The 19,158-nt window shown below is 66.8% G+C and carries 19 protein-coding genes; 10 read left to right on the top strand and 9 right to left on the bottom strand.

The features are described from left to right. Positions 1–76 precede the first annotated feature (76 nt). The 4 genes from aroE to dprA form a co-directional block, all read right to left on the bottom strand. Positions 77–898, bottom strand: a complete 822-nt coding sequence (gene aroE, locus NFG58_RS02935; protein WP_045992778.1) for a shikimate dehydrogenase — start codon at positions 896–898, stop codon at positions 77–79. A 56-nt stretch (positions 899–954) separates the two neighbouring features. Continuing rightward, the gene (gene hemF / locus NFG58_RS02930; protein ID WP_348815307.1) at positions 955–1,887 is read right to left on the bottom strand and encodes an oxygen-dependent coproporphyrinogen oxidase; all 933 of its coding nucleotides are present in this window, start codon (positions 1,885–1,887) and stop codon (positions 955–957) included. Between the two features lie 82 nt (positions 1,888–1,969). Beyond that, positions 1,970–2,530, bottom strand: coding sequence for a Sua5/YciO/YrdC/YwlC family protein (locus NFG58_RS02925; RefSeq protein ID WP_045992737.1), 561 nt, complete (start codon positions 2,528–2,530; stop codon positions 1,970–1,972). Between the two features lie 177 nt (positions 2,531–2,707). After that, positions 2,708–3,979: a DNA-processing protein DprA gene (gene dprA, locus NFG58_RS02920; protein ID WP_348827570.1), complete on the bottom strand. Its 1,272-nt coding sequence runs from the start codon at positions 3,977–3,979 to the stop codon at positions 2,708–2,710. A 218-nt stretch (positions 3,980–4,197) separates the two neighbouring features. On the opposite strand from dprA, the gene def reads away from it, so the two are divergent. From def to NFG58_RS02890, 6 genes are all read left to right on the top strand, one after another. After that, positions 4,198–4,710 (top strand): peptide deformylase, encoded by a 513-nt coding sequence (gene def / locus NFG58_RS02915; RefSeq protein WP_045992735.1) that lies wholly within the window; start codon positions 4,198–4,200, stop codon positions 4,708–4,710. 147 nt (positions 4,711–4,857) lie between these two features. Beyond that, positions 4,858–5,835 (top strand): methionyl-tRNA formyltransferase, encoded by a 978-nt coding sequence (fmt, locus tag NFG58_RS02910; RefSeq protein WP_348827569.1) that lies wholly within the window; start codon positions 4,858–4,860, stop codon positions 5,833–5,835. Between the two features lie 71 nt (positions 5,836–5,906). After that, positions 5,907–7,211 (top strand): 16S rRNA (cytosine(967)-C(5))-methyltransferase RsmB, encoded by a 1,305-nt coding sequence (rsmB, locus tag NFG58_RS02905; protein ID WP_045995222.1) that lies wholly within the window; start codon positions 5,907–5,909, stop codon positions 7,209–7,211. Positions 7,212–7,270: 59 nt separating this feature from the next. After that, the gene (locus NFG58_RS02900; protein ID WP_045995219.1) at positions 7,271–7,477 is read left to right on the top strand and encodes a dodecin; all 207 of its coding nucleotides are present in this window, start codon (positions 7,271–7,273) and stop codon (positions 7,475–7,477) included. A gap of 178 nt (positions 7,478–7,655) precedes the next feature. After that, entirely contained in the window at positions 7,656–9,029 is a 1,374-nt protein-coding gene (gene trkA / locus NFG58_RS02895) for a Trk system potassium transporter TrkA (protein ID WP_045995220.1), read from the top strand. Positions 9,030–9,161: 132 nt separating this feature from the next. Continuing rightward, positions 9,162–10,610, top strand: coding sequence for a TrkH family potassium uptake protein (locus NFG58_RS02890; protein WP_108448511.1), 1,449 nt, complete (start codon positions 9,162–9,164; stop codon positions 10,608–10,610). 39 nt (positions 10,611–10,649) lie between these two features. Here the strand turns inward: NFG58_RS02890 and NFG58_RS02885 are convergent, their stop codons facing one another. After that, a complete protein-coding gene (locus tag NFG58_RS02885) occupies positions 10,650–11,543 on the bottom strand; it encodes a LysR family transcriptional regulator (RefSeq protein ID WP_348827568.1) in 894 nt (297 codons plus the stop codon). 93 nt (positions 11,544–11,636) lie between these two features. On the opposite strand from NFG58_RS02885, the gene NFG58_RS02880 reads away from it, so the two are divergent. From NFG58_RS02880 to NFG58_RS02870, 3 genes are all read left to right on the top strand, one after another. Beyond that, positions 11,637–12,206 (top strand): lactoylglutathione lyase family protein, encoded by a 570-nt coding sequence (locus NFG58_RS02880; RefSeq protein WP_083970698.1) that lies wholly within the window; start codon positions 11,637–11,639, stop codon positions 12,204–12,206. Between the two features lie 97 nt (positions 12,207–12,303). Next, a complete protein-coding gene (locus NFG58_RS02875) occupies positions 12,304–13,536 on the top strand; it encodes a TraB/GumN family protein (RefSeq protein ID WP_045995236.1) in 1,233 nt (410 codons plus the stop codon). Between the two features lie 179 nt (positions 13,537–13,715). Next, on the top strand, positions 13,716–14,867 hold the full coding sequence (locus tag NFG58_RS02870; RefSeq protein WP_348827567.1) for an alpha-hydroxy acid oxidase: 1,152 nt from the start codon (positions 13,716–13,718) through the stop codon (positions 14,865–14,867). On the opposite strand, the gene NFG58_RS02865 is transcribed toward NFG58_RS02870, so the two are convergent. The 3 genes from NFG58_RS02865 to NFG58_RS02855 all read right to left on the bottom strand — a co-directional run bounded on the left by NFG58_RS02865 (position 14,864) and on the right by NFG58_RS02855 (position 18,213). Then, positions 14,864–15,466, bottom strand: coding sequence for a carboxypeptidase-like regulatory domain-containing protein (locus tag NFG58_RS02865; protein WP_348827566.1), 603 nt, complete (start codon positions 15,464–15,466; stop codon positions 14,864–14,866). The genes NFG58_RS02870 and NFG58_RS02865 overlap by 4 nt on opposite strands. Before the next feature lie 102 nt (positions 15,467–15,568). Next, a complete protein-coding gene (locus NFG58_RS02860; RefSeq protein ID WP_348827565.1) occupies positions 15,569–17,095 on the bottom strand; it encodes a hypothetical protein in 1,527 nt (508 codons plus the stop codon). Positions 17,096–17,331: 236 nt separating this feature from the next. After that, complete coding sequence (locus NFG58_RS02855; protein ID WP_348827564.1) at positions 17,332–18,213, bottom strand: DTW domain-containing protein; 882 nt, start codon at positions 18,211–18,213, stop codon at positions 17,332–17,334. On the opposite strand from NFG58_RS02855, the gene NFG58_RS02850 reads away from it, so the two are divergent. Next, positions 18,212–18,412 carry a hypothetical protein gene (locus NFG58_RS02850; RefSeq protein ID WP_348827563.1) on the top strand — a complete coding sequence of 67 codons (201 nt, stop codon included), beginning with the start codon at positions 18,212–18,214 and terminating at the stop codon, positions 18,410–18,412. The genes NFG58_RS02855 and NFG58_RS02850 overlap by 2 nt on opposite strands. Here NFG58_RS02850 and NFG58_RS02845 read toward each other — a convergent pair. Next, positions 18,409–19,131, bottom strand: coding sequence for an NAD-dependent deacylase (locus NFG58_RS02845; RefSeq protein ID WP_045993075.1), 723 nt, complete (start codon positions 19,129–19,131; stop codon positions 18,409–18,411). The genes NFG58_RS02850 and NFG58_RS02845 overlap by 4 nt on opposite strands. Positions 19,132–19,158 lie beyond the last annotated feature (27 nt).

The raw sequence follows: 19,158 nt of genomic DNA, 5'->3' as shown, positions 1-19,158 counted from the left end.
CAACGACAACGGCGCCCCATGGCAGTGAGCCAGGGGCGCCGTTGTCGTTGCTGCCGATGTGTCCGCGAAAGCGGCTTCAGCCGGCGTCGAGCTCTGCTCGCAGCTTTCGATGCAGCGGGCCTGTGTCCGGCGTGACGCCACGCCAGCGTTCAAAGGCCGCCGCCGCCTGTTCCACCAGCATGCCGAGACCATCGCTGGTGCTCGCCCCTCGCTCGGCCGACCAGGCCAGAAACACCGTCGGCTCGGCGCCGTACATCATGTCGTAGGCGACAGCCCCCTCGTTGAAGAGATCCTCCGGCAGCGGCGGCAGGTCCCCGGCAAGGCTTGCGCTGGTGCCGTTGATGACCAGGTCATAGCGCTCGTCGACGGCGTCGTAGCCGCCGCCCAGCACGGGGCCCAGGTCGGCGAAATCCCGCGCCAGCGCCTCGGCCTTGGCGGCGGTGCGGTTGGCCAGCCGCAGCGAGGCGGGACGTCGCGACAGCAACGTTTCCAGCGCGCCGCGCACCGCGCCTCCGGCACCCAGCACCAGGATACGTGCACCCTCAAGCCTTACCTGCTGGCGCTCCAGGTCCGCCACCAGGCCAATACCATCGGTATTGTGACCCTCGACGCTGCCATCGGCCTTGAGCGTCAGGGTGTTGACCGCCCCGGCCCGCTGCGCCTGTTCGCTCAGGCTGTCGCACAGCCGGTAGGCGTCTTCCTTGAACGGCACCGTCACATTGGCGCCGCGCCCGCCTTCGGCAACAAAGGCGCGCCAGGCTCCGCCGAAGTCCTCCAGTGGCGCCTCGATGGCGGTGTATTCCAGCGATTCACCGGTCTGCTCGGCAAAGGTGCTGTGGATCACCGGCGATTTCGAATGCCCCACCGGATTGCCGAACACACAGTAACGATCGTTCATCGGACGGTTAACCTCGCTCTTGACGTTGTCGTATGCCGCATTGTGACCGCTGACGGTCATCGCGCTTGGCTCGAGGCCTCTTCACCAAGCCAGTCCCGGGGCACCAGATAGGCATCCAGCGCCGCCTCGGGAGAGCCGGGCTGCGGCTGGTAGTCGTACTGCCAGCGCGCCAGCGGCGGCATCGACATCAGGATGGACTCGGTGCGACCGCCGCTCTGCAGGCCAAACAGGGTGCCACGGTCCCAGACCAGGTTGAATTCCACGTAGCGACCTCGCCGATACAGCTGGAATTCACGTTCGCGCTCGCCCCAGGGGGTATCGCGACGACGTTCCACGATGGGCAGATAGGCGTTCAGGAAGCCATCCCCTACCGCGCGCTGAAACGCGAAGCAGCGGTCGAAGCCCCCCTCGTTGAGGTCATCGAAGAACAGACCGCCGACACCACGGGTCTCGCTTCGGTGCTTGAGGAAAAAGTAGTCGTCGCACCAGCGCTTGTAGCGGTCGTAGACGTCGTCACCGAACGGCTGGCACAGGTCGTGGGCCACCCGGTGCCAGTGACAGGCGTCTTCAAGCTGGGGATAGAAGGGCGTCAGGTCAAAGCCACCGCCGAACCACCATACCGGCGCCTCGCCCTCGGCACTGGCGATGAAGAAGCGCACATTGCCGTGGCTGGTGGGTACGTGGGGATTACGCGGATGCAGCACCCAGGACACCCCCACCGCCTGAAAGCCGCGCCCGGCGAGTTCCGGGCGTGCTGCGGTGGCCGCCGGGGGCAGGGTCGCGCCGTGGACGTGGGAGAAATTGACCCCGCCCTTTTCGAACAGCGCGCCTTCCTCGATGACCCGAGAACGGCCGCCGCCGCCTTCCTCACGCACCCAGTCGTCTTCATGGAAGCGCCCTTCGCCGTCGGCCTCGGCCAGGGCCTCGCACAGGCGATCCTGCAATTCCAGCAGGTAGCGTTTGACCTCTTCGAGATTGGGCTCGGACACGTCTGCTCCTGTTGTTGACTAAAAAGCGATGAGTAAAAGCGATGCGTAAAAAGGTGCCCCCAGGGCCGGGCCGAGAGCCATGTCAGTGGCGCAGGGTCTCGCGGCTTAGCAGGTCACGGATGGTGCTGGGGCGAGGATTGCCGCCCAACGCTCCCGGCACGACCGCGTCCAGCTCGTTGCCGAAGATGCGCCGAATGTCCGCTTCGCTCATGGCCGGCGCTTCTCCTGCCCGGTTGGCCGAGGTGGACACCAGCGGACCGCCGAAGGCACGACACAGCGCCTGTACACCGGGATGATCACTGACCCTCAGCGCCACCTTGTCGTGGCAGCCTCGCACCAGCGACGGGGTACGGCCATTGTCCGGCACCAGCCAGGTGTTGGGGCCCGGCCAGCTGGCGACAAGAGGCGCATGAAGGTCGGCGGGCAATCCTTCGAGCCAGGGAGCAAACTGCTCGATGGTGGCGGCGATCAGGATCACCCCCTTAGCCGGGTCACGGCGCTTCAGGCGCAACAGCCGGGTCAGCGCCTCTTCGTTGTCGGGATCGCAGCCCAGGCCCCAGACGGCCTCGGTGGGATAGGCAATGACACCGCCACGACGCAGGGCGTCGACGACGGGCACGAGGGAGGAATCGGAATCACTCATGGGGTCGTTATCTGAATCGGTACCGAATCGAAAGATCAGGGTAGGGAGTATCGTTGCGCCATGCTAGCACGGCGTCGGGACTTGCGTCGCACGCCGCTGTCGCCGCCGACGTAGGCGATCCGCCCATTCCCCCACGGCCATGGGCACCCTGTTCGGCCGGGCCTCGTCATCGGGCGGCTAGCCCTTGCCACCATCCAGACGCACCCACCCGCCGGCCACCAGCCCGGCCTGTCCTGCGATCTCGAGCAGCGTCAGTTCACGCTGGCAGGCGGCCACATCGCATCCCGCCAGCCCCATCAGATCGTCCACCGCCAACGGGGTGGCGCTCAGCAGATCGAGCAGCTTGCGACCGGGGGAAGGCGCGGCCCTGGCCCCGGTGCGTTCGGAGGCGCTGTCTAGAGGACTATCGACAGGATTATCGACAGAGCTATCTACAGGACCATCTACATGGCGATCTACACGACTATCTACAGGATCATCGGCGGCACCAGCCGCAATGTTCTGCGGGATCGCGCGTCGCGGCCCCCAGCACGCCAGTTCCTCGAACAGGTCGTCGGGGTGTCTGACCAGGGCGGCGCCCTCGCGGATCAGCCGCAGGCAGCCCCTGGCCTGGGGCGAGTGGATGGAGCCGGGTAGCGCCAATACCTCGCGGCCCTGCTCACCGGCCAGGCGGGCACTGACCAGCGAGCCGCTGTGTTCGGCGGCCTCCACCACCAGCACACCGCAGGACAGCCCGGTGACGATGCGGTTGCGTCGGGGAAAATCCCCCGAGCGAGGCCGCACTCCAGGGGGAGACTCCGCCAGCAGCAGGCCACCGTCGTCGCGCAGGCGCCGATACAGGGCGCCGTGCTGGCCGGGATAGACCACATCGACGCCGCCGGCCAGCACCGCGATGCTGCGCCCCCCAAGATCCAGCGCCGCCGCCTGGGCGGCACCGCCGATGCCGAGCGCCATGCCGCTGACCAGACACCAGCCGGCCTCCGCCAGCGCCACCGCAAAACTGCGCGCATTGACCAAGCCTTCGCGGGTGGGCCGCCGCGACCCCACCAGGGCAAGCCTCGGCGGTACCAGGGCATCGAGATCGCCAAGCGCCCACAGCAGCACCGGCGGGTCCGGGATCTGGTCGAGCAGGGCCGGCCAGCGCGGATGATCGGGATGCAGCAGGTGGCGCGCCTCGGCCCGCTCATGGAGGCGACATCCATTGGCAGCGCTGCGCTCTTTCCCGCCGTCGCCGGCAAGCCACGCCTCGGCCTGCTCGATCAACGCCGTCAGCGGGCTGCGTCTAGGATGATCCAGCCACAAGCGCAGTTCCGCCGCGGCCCCAGGCGGCAGCCGGGCCAGCCAGCCACCGGGCCAGTCAGGGTTTAACTGGCGTAGGCGAGCCAGCCGTCGTGGGCCCACCTGAGGCAGTGCGTTCAACGCCATCCAGCGTGCGAAGCCAAGTTCCATGACAGAGCCCTCCCTGGCCGAGTGCCGGCAGTATAGGCAGGCAGGCGCGACACGCCTTGGCGGTCTTCGCCGTCTCGGCCCCAGGCGGTGCGCGACGGCGATTCTGGCATGTTATAGTAGCGACCTATCACGCTCATTGGCGCCAACGACTAGGGTCACCCCCGGCGTCGTCCTAGAATGGGCAACACGAACCGAACGAATAACGGTGGTACCACAGCATGGCCAGACTCCCCATTCTCGAGTTTCCCGACGAGCGGCTGCGCAACAAGGCAGTGCCCGTCGAAAACGTCGATGACGAGGTCCGCCAGCTGGTCGATGACATGCTGGAGACCATGTACGCCGCACCGGGTATCGGCCTCGCCGCCACTCAGGTGGACGTGCATCGCCGAGTCATCGTGATCGACGTCAGCGAAGATCAGTCCACCCCGTTGGTGCTGATCAACCCCGAGGTCACCCCGCTGGGGGACGAACGGGAACCGATGCAGGAAGGCTGCCTGTCGATCCCCGAGTACTACGCCGAGGTGCCGCGCGCGCTTCGGGTAAAGCTGAAGGCTCAGGGACGCGACGGCGAGCCCTACGAGCTCGAAGCCGACGGACTGCTGGCCCACTGCATCCAGCATGAGCTCGACCACCTCGAGGGCGTGCTGTTCGTCGACTACCTGTCACCGCTCAAGCGTGACCGGGTGATGAAGAAGATGCAGAAGCGTCATCGCCAGATGCAGGGCGCCTGAGCCGCTGCGCAGCCCTCAAGCCGCCGCCATCTCGGCCCCGCAACCGCCTACGACGAAGACCGGCAACGTGAATCACGTTGTCGGTCTTCGTCGTTTCGCCCGTCTCCGTTACTATTGTCCCCGCATTCTTCGGCCAAGGCCCTGAACATGACCCGATCGCTGCGCGTGATCTTCGCTGGCACGCCCGACTTCGCCGCCGAGAGTCTCTCGGCGCTGCTGGCCAGTCACCACCAGGTGATTGCCGTCTATACCCAACCCGATCGCCCCGCCGGACGCGGCCGCAAGCTGACGCCAAGCCCGGTCAAGTCGCTGGCGCTGGAGCACGGCCTGCCGGTGTACCAGCCCGAGCGGCTCAGGGACGAAGCCGAACAGCGCGCCCTGGCCGCGCTGGACGCCGACGTCATGGTGGTGGTGGCCTACGGCCTGATCCTGCCGTTGCCGGTACTCGAGGCACCGCGCCTGGGCTGCCTCAACGTCCACGCCTCGCTGCTGCCGCGCTGGCGCGGTGCAGCGCCGATTCAGCGGGCGATCGAGGCCGGCGATGACGAGAGCGGCGTCACCATCATGCAGATGGACGAGGGACTCGATACCGGCGACATGCTGATCATCCGGCGCACCGAGATCCTGCCCACCACCACCGGCGGCGAATTGCACGATCGCCTGGCCGAGATCGGTGGCAAGGCCATGGTCGAGGCCCTCGACCGACTTGCCGACGGTGAGCTTGCCGCCACGCCGCAGCCCGAACAGGGCGTCACCTACGCCTCCAAGCTCAGCAAGGCCGAGGCCGAGCTGGACTTCGCCCAGCCCGCCGCGACCCTGGCCGCCCGGGTGCGCGCCTTCAATCCCTGGCCGGTGACCTGGTGCGCGCTGGGCGATGAGCGCCTGCGTATCCACCTGGCCGAGCCGACCGACGACGGCGCACCAGAGTCGCCCGGCACCATCACCCGCGCCGACACCGAGTTGCTGGTGGCCTGTGGCGACGAGGGCCGCGAGCGCCTTCGCATCACCCGGGCCCAGCTGCCCGGCGGCAAGGCACTGGCGGTATCCGAGCTGTTGCGCGCCAGGGCCGAACGCTTTCCCCAGGGCACGCTGCTGGGACGTCCTTTCCCGGAGACCTCCGCATGAGCGATTCTCAACCCCCACGCGATCGCAAGCCGCCCCACCATGGCCGCCGTCACGCCAACGCACGGCGCGACATGGGGGACTGTGTCCGCGCCGCCGCAGCCAAGGCGCTGGTGCCGGTGATCACCGGCAAGGGTTCACTGGCCACCCTGGACGACCATCAGGTGGTGGCCCGCGACCGTGCCCTGTTCAAGGCCATGTGCTTCGGCGTCTGCCGCACCCTGCCACGGCTCGAGGCACTGGCCGCCCAGCTGCTCGAGAAACCGTTCAAGAGTCGCGATGCCGACATCCAGGCGCTGCTGCTGCTGGGCGCCTATCAACTCCTGTACCTGCGCATCCCGGCCCACGCGGCGGTAGGCGAGACCGCCGGTGCCGCGCGACTGCTCGGCAAGGCCTGGGCCACCCGGGTGCTCAACGGCTGTCTGCGCCGGCTGCAGCGCGAGTCGTCGACGCTGGAAGCCGAAGTCGACCGTGACCCGGCGGTGGCGCTGTTGCACCCACGCTGGTGGCTCAAGTCGCTGCGCCAGGCCTGGCCCGATGACTGGCAGGCGATCTGCGAGGCCAACAACCAGCCGGGACCGATGACCCTGAGGGTCAATCGTCGCCACAACGACCGCGAGCAGTACCTGGATATCCTCGACGGTGCCGGCATCTCCGCCAGGCTATGCGCCCACGCCCCGGACGGGCTGGTGCTGGAGACCGCCCGCGACGTGGAGGCGCTGCCCGGCTTCGCCCAGGGTCACGTCAGCGTCCAGGACGAGGCCGCCCAACTGGCCGCGGTGCTGCTTGGCCCGGTGGTGGCACCGCGGCCGGGTGCACGGGTGCTCGACGCCTGCTGCGCCCCTGGTGGCAAGACCGCTCACCTGCTCGAGCTGTTCGACGTCGACCTGCACGCCATCGACTCCGATGCCGCGCGCCTGGCACGGGTGGAAGACACCCTGACTCGTCTGGGCCTGTCGGCGACCCTGGCCCAGGGCGACGCCACCGAGCGTGACTGGTGGGATGGCACCCCGTTCGACGCCATCCTGCTCGACGCTCCCTGCTCCGGCAGTGGCGTCATCCGTCGTCATCCCGACATCAAGCGCCTGCGTCGGCCCAGCGACATTGCCCAGCTGGCCCAGCTTCAGCGCGCGTTGCTCGACAATCTGTGGCCGCTGCTCAAGCCCGGCGGCACCTTGCTCTACGCCACCTGCTCGGTGCTGCCGGAAGAGAATCGCGACCAGATCCGCGACTTTCTCGCGCGCACCCCGGACGCCAGCGAGCAGATGCCCGACGGCATCGCCTGGGGCCAGGTTTCCGGGGCCGGACGCCAACTGTTACCGAAGGTCGACAGCCATGACGGCTTCTTCTATGCCAGACTGGTGAAGGCGGGCCGCTAGTCCGACCAGGACGTCGGCCTGGCCGCCCGTGACCTATGCTTCTCCAACAGGGAGTCTGTATGAGCCAACACGTCTACAAGCAGATCGAGTTGACCGGTTCCTCGGAAACCAGCATCGAAGATGCGGTGCAGCGGGCCATCACCAAGGCCTCGGAAACCGTGCATGACCTGCGCTGGTTCGAAGTGACCGATACCCGCGGCCATATCGAGAATGGCCGGGTGGCCCACTGGCAGGTCACGGTCAAGGTCGGCTTCACCCTCGACTGACCTGCGAGGCTGATTCGACCCGGAGACCCACGGGACTTGCATTGCGCAAGTCCTGCGGTGTTTCCTTTCAGCACAGGGCGGGACTCTCCCGCCCTGTTGTACTGTTCAGAGCTCGGGTATGCTGGCTCAATGCTGCGACGCACCATAGGCTCTGAACCCCTCTTCGGACACGACGACGATGAAGATCATCATTCTCGGCGCCGGCCAGGTTGGCGGCACCCTGGCGGAGCACCTGGCCCGCGAGGAGAACGACATCACGGTGGTGGACACCGACGGTGAGCGCCTGCGCGAGCTGCATACCCGGCTCGACATCCGCACCGTCTCCGGGGCGGCCTCCTACCCCATGGTGCTACGCCAGGCCGGCTGCGAAGACGCCGACATGCTGATCGCGGTGACCAACTCCGACGAGGTCAACATGATCGCCTGTCAGGTCGCCCATACCCTGTTTCGTACCCCGACCAAGATTGCCCGAGTGCGCGCCACCGCCTACCTGGCGCGCAAGGGACTGTTCGCCCACGAGGCGGTGCCCATCGACGTACTGATCAGCCCCGAGCAGGTGGTCACCGACCATATTCGTCGGTTGATCGAGCACCCCGGCGCCCTGCAGGTGCTGGAATTCGCCGGTGGACTGGTCCAGCTGGTGGCGGTCAAGGCCTTCTACGGCGGTCCGCTGGTCGGCCAGGAGCTCGGCTTCCTGCGCCGTCACATGCCCAGCGTCGACACCCGGGTGGCCGCCATCTACCGGCGCAACCGTCCGATCATTCCGCGTGGCGACACCGTGATCGAGGCCGACGACGAGGTCTTCTTCATCGCCGCCCGGCGCGATATCCGCGCGGTGATGAGCGAGCTGAGGCGACTGGATCGCGACTTCCGCCGGGTGGTGATCGCCGGCGGCGGCAACATCGGCGAGCGCCTGGCCGAGCACCTCGAGCACAGCCACCAGGTCAAGATGATCGAGCACAGCCTCGAGCGCTGCACCCAGCTCTCCGAACGCCTCGACCGCACCGTGGTACTGCACGGCAGCGCGACCAGCAAGCGCCTGCTGGAAGAGGAGAACATCGAGGACTGCGACATTTTCTGCGCGCTGACCAACGACGACGAGGTCAACATCATGTCGTCGATGCTGGCCAAGCGCATGGGTGCCAAGAAGGTGCTCACCCTGATCAACAACGCCGCCTACGTGGATCTGGTCCAGGGCGGCGAGATCGACATCGCCATCTCGCCCCAGCAGGCCACCATCGGCAGCCTGCTGACCCATGTGCGCCGCGGTGACATCGTCAACGTCCACTCGCTGCGCCGCGGCGCCGCCGAGGCCATCGAGGCCATCGCCCACGGCGACAGCCAGTCCTCCCGGGTGGTCGGTCGTGCCATCGGCGACATCGACCTGCCCGGTGGCTCCACCATTGGCGCGGTGGTGCGCGGCAAGGAAGTGCTGATCGCCCACGACGACGTAGTAGTGGAGAGCGGTGACCACGTCATCCTGTTCGTGGTCGACAAGCGCAAGATCCGTGACGTCGAACGCCTGTTCCAGGTCGGATTGACCTTTTTCTGATGGGCGCGCCCCTCGCCCCTGCCGCCATACCAAGGAGAGCCGCCGCATGAGTCCGATGCCGACCGGGCTTGAGACGACGACCCGTCCCGACATGTCCCCCGCCTGTTGCCGTCAGCAAAGGGGCAAGACGCCATGAGCCTGAGGATGATCCTGCGCATTCTCGGGCTGCTGCTGATGATGTTCAGCCTGACCATGGTGCCGCCCATCGCCATCTCGCTGTTGTTCGGCGACGGCACCTGGGACGCCTTTTTGATCGCCATCGCCATCACCGTGCTGACCGGCGCGCTGATGTTCCTGCCCAATCGTCGTGCCCGGCGGGAATTGCGCACCCGCGACGGCTTTTTGATCGCCGCCATGTTCTGGACGGTGCTGGGGCTGTTCGGTTCGCTGCCGCTGATGCTCACCGGCAGCACCGCACTGTCGTTCACCGACGCGGTGTTCGAATCGTTCTCGGGGCTGACCACCACCGGTGCCACGGTGATCACCGGCATCGACTTCCTGCCCGAGGCGATCCTCTACTACCGTCAGCAGCTGCAGTGGCTCGGTGGCATGGGCATCGTGGTGCTGGCGGTGGCGATCCTGCCGACCCTGGGGGTCGGCGGCATGGCGCTGTACCGTACCGAGATACCAGGGCCGCTCAAGGATTCCAAGCTGACCCCGCGGATCACCGAGACCGCCAAGGCACTGTGGTACATCTACGCCACCCTGACGGTGGTGTGCATGCTGGCCTACATGGCCGCCGGGATGGACTGGTTCGACGCCCTGGGCCACAGCTTCTCCACCGTGGCCATCGGCGGTTTCTCGACCCACGACGCCAGCATCGGCTACTTCGACAGCGCGGTGATCGAGGCCATCTGTATCGTCTTCATGCTGATCTCCGCGCTCAGTTTCAGCCTGCACTTCCTGGCCTGGCGCGAACGCCGTATCGGCCACTACTGGGAAGACTCCGAGGCGCGCTTTCTATTGCTGTACCTGACGGGGCTTGCCAGCATCACCGTGGTGGTGCTGTGGCTGACCGGTACCGAAGAGACCACCGTGGGTCTTCGCCACGGCATCTTCGAGGTGGTCTCGGTGGCCACCACCGCCGGCTTTTCGGTGGCCGACTTCTCCGCCTGGCCCGGCGCCCTGCCGCTTTTGCTGTTCATCGCCGCCTTCGTCGGCGCCAGCTCCGGCTCCACCGGCGGCGGCATGAAGGTCATCCGCATCATCCTGATCATCAAGCAGGGCATGCGCGAGATCATGCGCCTGATCCACCCCAATGCGGTGATCGCGGTCAAGATCGGCAAGGTCAGCGTACCCGACGGCATCGCCCAGGCGGTGTGGGGATTCTTCTCGGCCTATGTGCTGCTGTTCTTCCTGATGCTGGTGGGGGTGATGGCCACCGGGGTCGACCAGGTCACCGCCTGGTCCACGGTGGGCTCGGCGCTCAACAACCTGGGGCCGGCGCTGGGCGAGGCCAGTCTGCACTACGGTGACATGCCGACCATGGCCAAGTGGATCCTGGTGATGGCGATGCTGATGGGCCGCCTGGAGATCTTTACCGTTCTGGTGTTGTTTACCCCGGCCTTCTGGCGCAAATAGGACCGATCCTGGCGCCCTTTCCTTTGCCGTAGCCCTTCGCTAGAGGGCGGTGTCGGTACCCGCCACCGCCTCTCGCATCACCGAAAGCGCCCGCTGTGCCCGGGCCGACAGTGGCCACTCGGCGCGCTGGATCAGGTAGAGGGTATCGCTGACCTCGGGGGCACCCTCGACCACACGGATGGCGTGCTGGTCCTCGAAGGCCTCCCGGGCAAAGCGTGGCAACACGCTGAAGCCCAGCCCCTGGGCCACCGGCGCCAGGATCAGACCAATCTGATTGGTGAAGCCGCTGCGCGGCCAGCGAGCGTAGCCCGGCGAGCCCGGAAAGCGCCGACTGAGCAAACGGGTGGCCAGGGCCTTGCCGTCCGGATGGTCGATAAAGCCCAGCGCCATCAGCTCATCGAATGTCTCGACACGGGTGTTGGCCGGTACCACCAGCTCCAGCGCCTCGGTGGCAAACTCGCTGACCGTCAGACTGGCGTCGTCGGGACGCTCGCCCACCAGCCCCATCTCCACCTTGCCGTCGATGACGGCCTCGACGATCTCCCGCGTCGGACCGAAGCGATGGCGAATCGCCAGCCCCGGCGCGCGCTTCTGCAACGCCAGCAGACGCGGGTAGATCGCAAGCCCGATGCTCCCTGGCGTCATCAGGCTGATCTCGCCATGATCGTCCAGGTCACCGGCCAGGCGCTGGGTGAGGCGCTGATCGACCCGTTCGCGCTCGCTCAGATAGTCCAGCAGGGCGTGGCCTGCCGGGGTCAGCTCGAGCCGCCGAGGCCGGCGAATGAACAACTGTCCCAGCTCGGCCTCCAGGCGCTGGATATGCTGGCTGACCGCCGCCTGGGTCAAATCAAGGCGCTCGGCGGCGCGGGTAAAGTTGCCCTGCTCCACCAACGCCTGAAACGAACGTAGCCAGAGCGGATTTACCATAAGCATCTATTATCATCACCATAACGTCGCGTCGATTTTCATTATAGCGATCCCGGCCCAGACTGTGCTCATCATTCCTGCATCAAGAGGTGACACTCCATGAGCCAGCAAGACGCCTTGGCAAACGCCAACCACGACGCTCCCGCCAACTCTTCAAGCAACTCTCCAAACAGTTATCCCCGCAGCTTCTCCCATATCGGCATCTCGGTGCCGGACGTGGAGGCCGCGGTGGCGTTCTACACCCAGGTGCTGGGCTGGTACCAGATCATGGCGCCGACCACCATCGAGGAAGACGACTCCGCCATCGGCGAGATGTGCACCGACGTCTTCGGCCCTGGCTGGGGCAGTTTCCGTATCGCCCACCTGTCCACCGGTGACCGGGTCGGCGTGGAGCTGTTCGAATTCGCCAACCACGAGGACCCGGAGAACAACTTCGAGTACTGGAAGACCGGCGTATTCCACTTCTGCGTCCAGGATCCCGACGTCGAGGGCCTGGCCGAGCGCATCGTCGCCGCCGGCGGCAAGAAGCGCATGCCCAAGGTGCGCGAGTACTATCCCGGCGAGAAGCCCTACCGGATGATCTACATGGAAGATCCGTTCGGCAACATCCTCGAGATCTACTCGCACAGCTACGAACTGACCTATTCCGCTGGCGCCTATCAGGACTGAACGCCGGACAATGTCAGCTCGAGGGCAGGCCAGGGTTTGGCCTGCCCTCCTCGTTCATGGATAATCGATCCTTCACATTCTCAAGGCCCCGAGCCCCATGAGCGAGATCGACGACATTGCGCTGGCCGAGCGGCCCGAGACCCGAGGCGGCCCCCGACGTGACCTCCGCGTCGGCGACACCACCTTTACCCTGCTGGGCACCGCCCACGTCAGCGCCGAGAGCGCCGACGAGGTGCGCGACCTGATCGATTCCGGCGACTTCGACGCCGTCGCCATCGAGCTGTGCGACGCCCGCCACAGCAACCTGGCCAATCCCGACGCCCTGGGTGACCAGGACCTGTTCCAGATTTTTCGTCAGGGCAAGGCCGGCATGGTCGCCGCCAACCTGGCCCTCGGCGCCTTCCAGCAGCGCATCGCCGAGCAGTCCGGCATCGAGCCCGGTGCCGAGATGCGCGCTGCCCTGGAGGCCAGTCAGCGCCACGAGCTTCCGCTGCTGCTGATCGACCGGGACGTGGGTCTGACGCTCAAGCGGATCTACCAGAACGTGCCCTGGTGGCAGCGCTTTAGCCTGCTGTCGGGCCTGCTCGGCAGCGTGCTGTCGCGCCAGGAAGTCTCCGCCGAGGAGGTCGAGCGGCTCAAGCAAGGCGACGTGCTGGAATCCACCTTCAGCGAATTCGCCGCCGAGTCGCAGTCGCTGTTCACCCCTTTGATCAGCGAGCGCGATCGCTACATGGTGATGCGCCTGGCCCAGCAGTGCCCACCTGGCAAGTTCAAGCGGGTGCTGGTGGTGATCGGCGCCGGCCACCTCAAGGGCATGGCCGAGCACCTGGAAGGCCCGCCTGCCGAGGACCCGGCCGAGGAAATCGCCGCGCTGGAGGCCACCCGGCCGCCGTCGAAGGTTTGGAAGATGCTGCCCTGGCTGATCACTGCCCTGGTACTGACCGGCTTCGCCATCGGCTTTTCGCGCAACACCGAGCTCGGCTGGCAGCTGGTGGCGGAATGGTTCGTGATCAACGGCGTGCTGTCAGGGGGCGCCACCCTGTTGGCCCTCGCCCACCCGGTCACGGTGATCGCCACGGTGTTCGCCGCCCCGTTGACCTCGCTCAATCCGACCATCGGGGCGGGCTTCGTCGCCGCCGGGGTGGAACTGGCCATGCGCAAGCCCAAGGTGCGCGACTTCTCCACCCTGCGTCACGACGTTACCCAGGTGAAGGGCTGGTGGAAGAACCGTGTCTCGCGCACCCTGCTGGTGTTTCTGACGGCGACCCTGGGCTCCGCCGCCGGCACCTGGATCGCCGGTTTTCGTATCGCCGACAGTCTGTTCGGCTAGCCCGGCCGCCTCGTTCGGCACCCTCGCGCCGCCGCCCCCTCGGGCGGCGGTGTCGTTTCGACGCCCCCTACCATCAACGTGAACCCGCTCCGGGTCCACGCCAGCCCGCCATCGAAACCGGCTCCGAAGCCCGCTTAGACTATGCTCAAAGGAACAGCCTGCTGAACGGAGTCGGCCCCATGACCCGCAGCACCATCGAGGCGCTTCGCCAAGGCGCGAGACGGCGACTCCCACGGCTGGTCTTCGACTATATCGAAGGAGGCTCCGGCGCCGAGCAGGCGCTGGCCGCCAACCTCCAGGCCATGTCACGAGTGGCGCTGGCACCGCGCCTGGCCGACGTCAGCCGGCGCACCCTCGGTACTCGCATTCTGGGCGAAGATATCGCGCTGCCGCTGGTGCTCTCGCCGGTGGCCCTGGGCGGCCTGGCCTGGGCCGACGGGGAACGTCTGGCCGCACGCGCCGCTGCGCGAGCCGGGGTCCCCTACACCGCCGCCACCCTGTCCAACGCCCCCCTTGCGCATATCGCCCGGGACTGCCCGCGCCCACCCTGGTTTCAGCTGTTCGTGTTCAAGGATCGCGGTCTCAGCGAGCGGCTGATGGACGACGCCCTGAGTCTCGGATGCCGTGTGCTGGTGCTGACCATCGATATGCCGCTGCTGGCCGATCACCACCGGGGACTCGGCCACGACGTCAGGCCCGATCCGGCCACCGCCCTCAAGCTCGCCTGGGGGCTGGGCCGTCACCCCGGCTGGTGGTGGCGCCACCTGCGCAGCCGTCGTTTCGCCCTGGGCAATCTGGACGGACCGCTCTCGGCCCCGGACGGCATCGCCTCACTCGCCAGTTGGCTCGACGACCAGCTCGATCCGTCACTGGGGTGGAGTGATCTGGGCTGGGTCCGCGCCCGTTGGCCGGGCGCCTTGGTCGTCAAGGGGGTACTGGACGCGGACTCGGCGCGCCAGGCCGCCGAGCAGGGAGCCGACGCCGTGGTGGTGTCGAATCACGGGGGGCGCCAACTGGACGCCGCCAGGGCCACCATCGCGGCGCTTCCCGAGGTGGTGGCGGCGGTGGGCGAGCGTCTCGAGGTGCATCTGGATGGAGGGATTCGCAGCGGCCTGGACATCCTTCGGGCGCTGGCCCTGGGCGCCGACGCCGTGCATATCGGTCGCCCCTATCTGTATGGACTGGCCGACGCGGGCGAAGCCGGCGTCGAGCGCTGCCTGGCGATCCTGCAAAGGGAGCTGGATCAGGGCCTCGCCATGTGCGGCTGTTCGAGTATCAGGGAAGTGGATGCACGCGCGCTGGCAGCGAACGGTGATCTCATCGATCGTTAGCCGGGCGGCGGCGCTGCGCCACAGTCGCTGCCTTCCGCCAGGCGCCAACGGTAATTGTCGCGTTGTATCGCGCGGGAAATCGCCTCTTTGGCGACGTGATTGCCGACCTGATCCCCGGCGTGATCCCCGGGGCTCTTATCCTTGACCATCGTCTCGGCAGAGCGTCCAGCGGGCGCCTCGGCATCGAACGCCAACATGGGCAGGTTCACCGTGATCGGCTGGCGCAGCGTATCCGGGACCATCTCCATCACCTCGATCCACAGCGTCCGGTAGCCGTCGCGCTCGATCTTCCAGCACTGAGGACGGAGCCCGCTTGCAGCCATCAACAACTGCCCACCGATATACGAATTCCCCGGAATGGCGAACCGCCCGTTGCTGTCGGTCACGTCGGCGGCCTCGGCAAAGGCCTCGGCCGAGACCCTGGCCCCCGCCAGTGGGGCCCCGGTACGGGCGTCGATGACCTGCCCCTGCAATGGCTGGCGCGCCCAGCGCTCACTGATCACCGGCACGCAGCCAGAAACCAGCGACATCAGTACCAGCAACAGTGCCAGCACCGCCATCAACGAGATGCTTCGCCGACCACCCGTCGCCAGCCTCATGGGACTTCGCCTGTGCAGAATCGTCGACAGAAACTCTACGCCATCCCTGGCCCATCGTTTCAACGCTGGGCGGGCCGGTGGTGACGCCACAGTTTCAGACCGTCAGGCCAGCGAACGACCGGCTACACGCAGGCGACTGTACTCTTCCAGCGCCGATGATTCGGTCATGCTGCAGATCCAGTCATGCACGAGGCGTCCACGATGGTAGGCCTCCCAGACCTCGCGGCTCGCCCCTTCCCAGGGCTGCGCCATGGCCTGGCGATACACCCTGAGCACGCCGGGCGGCAACCGCTTCACCCACAGCGTCAGCCGCGGCGAGGCGCCATGGCCCTCGTCCAGCAGTCGCACGAAGGCCGCTTCCGGCAGGCGCAACGCCGGCAGGGCGGCATCGAGCAGTCCACATAAGGTGCGGTAGCCCTCGAGCTCCAGCTGTTCCAGCTCCGGATCCCGATATTCAACCCGGGTGGCCAGGCTGTCGAAGGCCTCGAGCAGAGCGCGACAGCCGACCTCCGCGCTCAGCAGCCTCAACTGAGGCTGTCCCTCCCGGATGTTCTCCAGGTGGGCCACGAAGGCATCGGCGGCGTGATTGACCAGGGTTCGCCCCAGCGCCAGTCGCAGGTAGTGAAAGAAGCGCCCCAGTTCCTCGACGTTGTCCCGCTCATAGCGGCGCAGCGCCCAGTCCAGCATGCCACCGAGGCTCCAGCGGCGTACTACTCCGTGGCGCGAGAAGCGCCGCTCCTCCAGACTCGCCCAGGGCTCTCCCTGGCGGGCCAGCCCCTCCACGTAGGCCTGTTTGAGCGATGCCACCAGGGACGTCGGGTCGATCAACCCCCGCTCCACCACCGCCTCCAGACGAGACAGGGTCCGTGCAATGACCTCGGCGGCATCCACCACGTAGCTGGCCGGATGGCGATGATCCTGGCCCAGCCCCAGGACACCACGCATGGCCGTCTCCTGGTCGCTCTCGGCACGATAGCAGTAGCCCTGGCGGCCACGGCCATCGTCGCCCTCTTCGCGCCACACCGCCTGCTCACCCAGCAGCACCGCGCCCTGGACATGGGTCAGCGAGATCCCCTCCTGCTTGCCGATGGTGCGGAGCGCCTGGGCCTGGGCGTCGAAACGACACAGCTCGTTGAGCAGGGCCGCGCCCTGGATATCGTCCTTGGCCAGCGGCAGCTGGCGGCCTCCCAGGGCCGACATATGGCTGTCGAACCAGCCGCAGAGCGCAAGTTCTCCGGCCTGGCCGAAGGGAGGTCGACCGATATCACGCAGCAGGCTGCCCACCTCGACCAGACAGATGAAGGCGTCTTCCAGACCATCGAGGCCACAGTCACCCGCCCGCTTGCCCAGCTTGCGATAGACCATCTGCACGATCCGGCGCCCCATCTGCTGTCGCTCCAGCGAGGCCGACAGCAGGCGCCTCTGGCTTGCGTGGGCCAGCACCGCGCCCTGCTGGGGCAGCAGCTGCAATCGACGCAGGCTGGCACTGTGGACGACCCGGGTACGGTCCTTTTCCAAGCGACGCTCCAGCGTCGCCACGGAAAAAGCGGCATCACCATCCACCGCCAGCGATGGACAGCGATCTCCCGGGAGAGGTCGGCAGGGGTGAAAACGCCTACGAAAATCCATAACGCTCCTCGTGCGCCAAGCCGCACAGATTGACGAAACTGTGTCAAAAGAAGAGCGTCTCCCAGAAAAAGCCCGGGCGAACTAGGATATTCGCGACACCACAAGCCAGCGGTCGTGGATAGGGAATGTAGTTTTATACCGACAGGTCCGAAAAAACCCGCTCAATACGGCATAGTTATGCGTATACCGACACCGATCCTGGCGTTGTCGTCGCCTCGATGCCTGACCACGCCCTCTCACCCTCGCCGTGCGGCCAGCCTGCGCATGGCCGGGCTTGGCGTCTCGATCTTGTGGTAGCGCCGACTGGCGGCGTAGCTGTCGTTGAAGACGTCGAAGTAATCGTCGAGCACGGAAGCGGCGTATTCCTCGCCGCTCTGACGCAATAGCTCGGCGGCCACCTCGGCGGTGCACAGATGCGCCTGGGAAGCGGGCTTGCGCAATCGATAACGCGTCAGTCGATCGGTTCTCAACGGCAGTACCGGCAGGCGTTCCAGGTAGGGGCTCTTGCGAAAGATCCGCCGCGCCTGACGCCAGGTGCCGTCGAGCAGGATCAGCACCGGGATGCGCTCCCGGGGGACTCGCCGGACCGCCTCCACCTCGACCACGCGGTCGGCGTAGTCGGGCTGGTCGTCGGGGAATACCACGAAGGGGGCGTAACGCTCGTCGGCCAGGAGCGCCAGCAGCTTTTCATCGGGCGTGGTGCGATACCAGGTGAAGACTCGGGTGGGCGCCAGCACGTCGGCGATCAGACGGCCGGTGTTGGTCGGCTTGTGGTGCTCCAGCGGATGGGTGATCAGCCACACCTGGACCCGAGAGTCGGCCTTGGCCTGATAGGGGCACAGGCAGTTGAGTTCGGGCAGATTGCAGCCGGCGCAACGGGTGACGAAACTGCCGCGCGCCTTGAACTCTCTTCGCGGGGGACGCGGATGACCGGTGGCAGGGTCCCTGTCGAGGCTCCGGCTCTCGCCGAGGTGCGGATCCCCGACAGCGCTCGGCTCACCCGGATGGCGATCGGCGGACGCCTCCTCGGTAGTTGAAGCTTCCTGAGTTGAGCCGGAATCTTCGGAGCGGGCGTCTTGCTGGGAGGGGGCGGAATCGGCGAAACGAGAGTCACACATGGGCGGGATGCAGGCTGCGGCAAAGGGCGCCCAATCTACCACGCCCCATTGCCTGCGTCAGGCAAGCCACGCGAAAGACCGCTCTATCTACCACCCGCTCGATGGCGCTCTAGACAACCCAATCAACGGCTCTATAGACAACCCGTTCGACGGCTCTCTAGAAAACCCGCTCGACGGCGCCACCTTCGCCCGGGCCTAGCCCAATTGCGGCATGAACAGTCGACCTTCACGCTGCCAGTGACGGGTCAGGGCGGGCACGCCCTCGCCTGCCGGCATCACCAGCCGGGCAACGCCAGCAGGCACCCTGAGCGATTCGTCGGGGTCCACCAGCACGCAGTCGGCATCGAAGGGCAGTTCGTTGATCAGGGCCGCCGCCGGCATCACCGCCAGCGAAGTGCCGACCACCAGCAACAGGTCCGCCTCGGCGACGATCTCGCAGGCGTCCTGATAGGCCGGCACCGCCTCGCCAAACCAGACCACGTCCGGGCGCAGCTGGCTGCCACGGTCACAGACGTCGCCCATGGCGATATTGCGACGCCCCAGCGGATAGCGCATGCGTTCGTCCACCGAGGAGCGCGCCATCATGATCTCGCCATGCAGGTGCAGCACCCGACGGGAGCCCGCTCGCTCGTGCAGATCGTCGATGTTCTGGGTGACGATGCTGACCTCGAAGCCACGCGCCTCGAGGTTAGCCAACGCCCGGTGGGCGGCGTTGGGACGCGCGCCACGTACCTGGTCCCGACGGGCGTCATAGAAGCTCAGCACGCGCTGCGGGTCTCGTGCCCAGCCCTCGGGGGTGGCGACGTCCTCGATGGGATGATCCGCCCACAGGCCATCGGCGGCACGGAAGGTCTGGATTCCGCTCTCGGCGCTGATGCCGGCGCCGGTCAGCACCACCAGGTGGGGGGCCTTGGACATGAACTCGCTCCACAGCTTTGAGAGTCT

Source organism: Halomonas sp. RT37, assembly GCF_040070525.1.
GTDB lineage: Bacteria > Pseudomonadota > Gammaproteobacteria > Pseudomonadales > Halomonadaceae > Halomonas > Halomonas litopenaei.
Note: the sequence above shows the minus strand (reverse complement) of the source record. Positions and strands in the feature narration are given on the sequence as shown.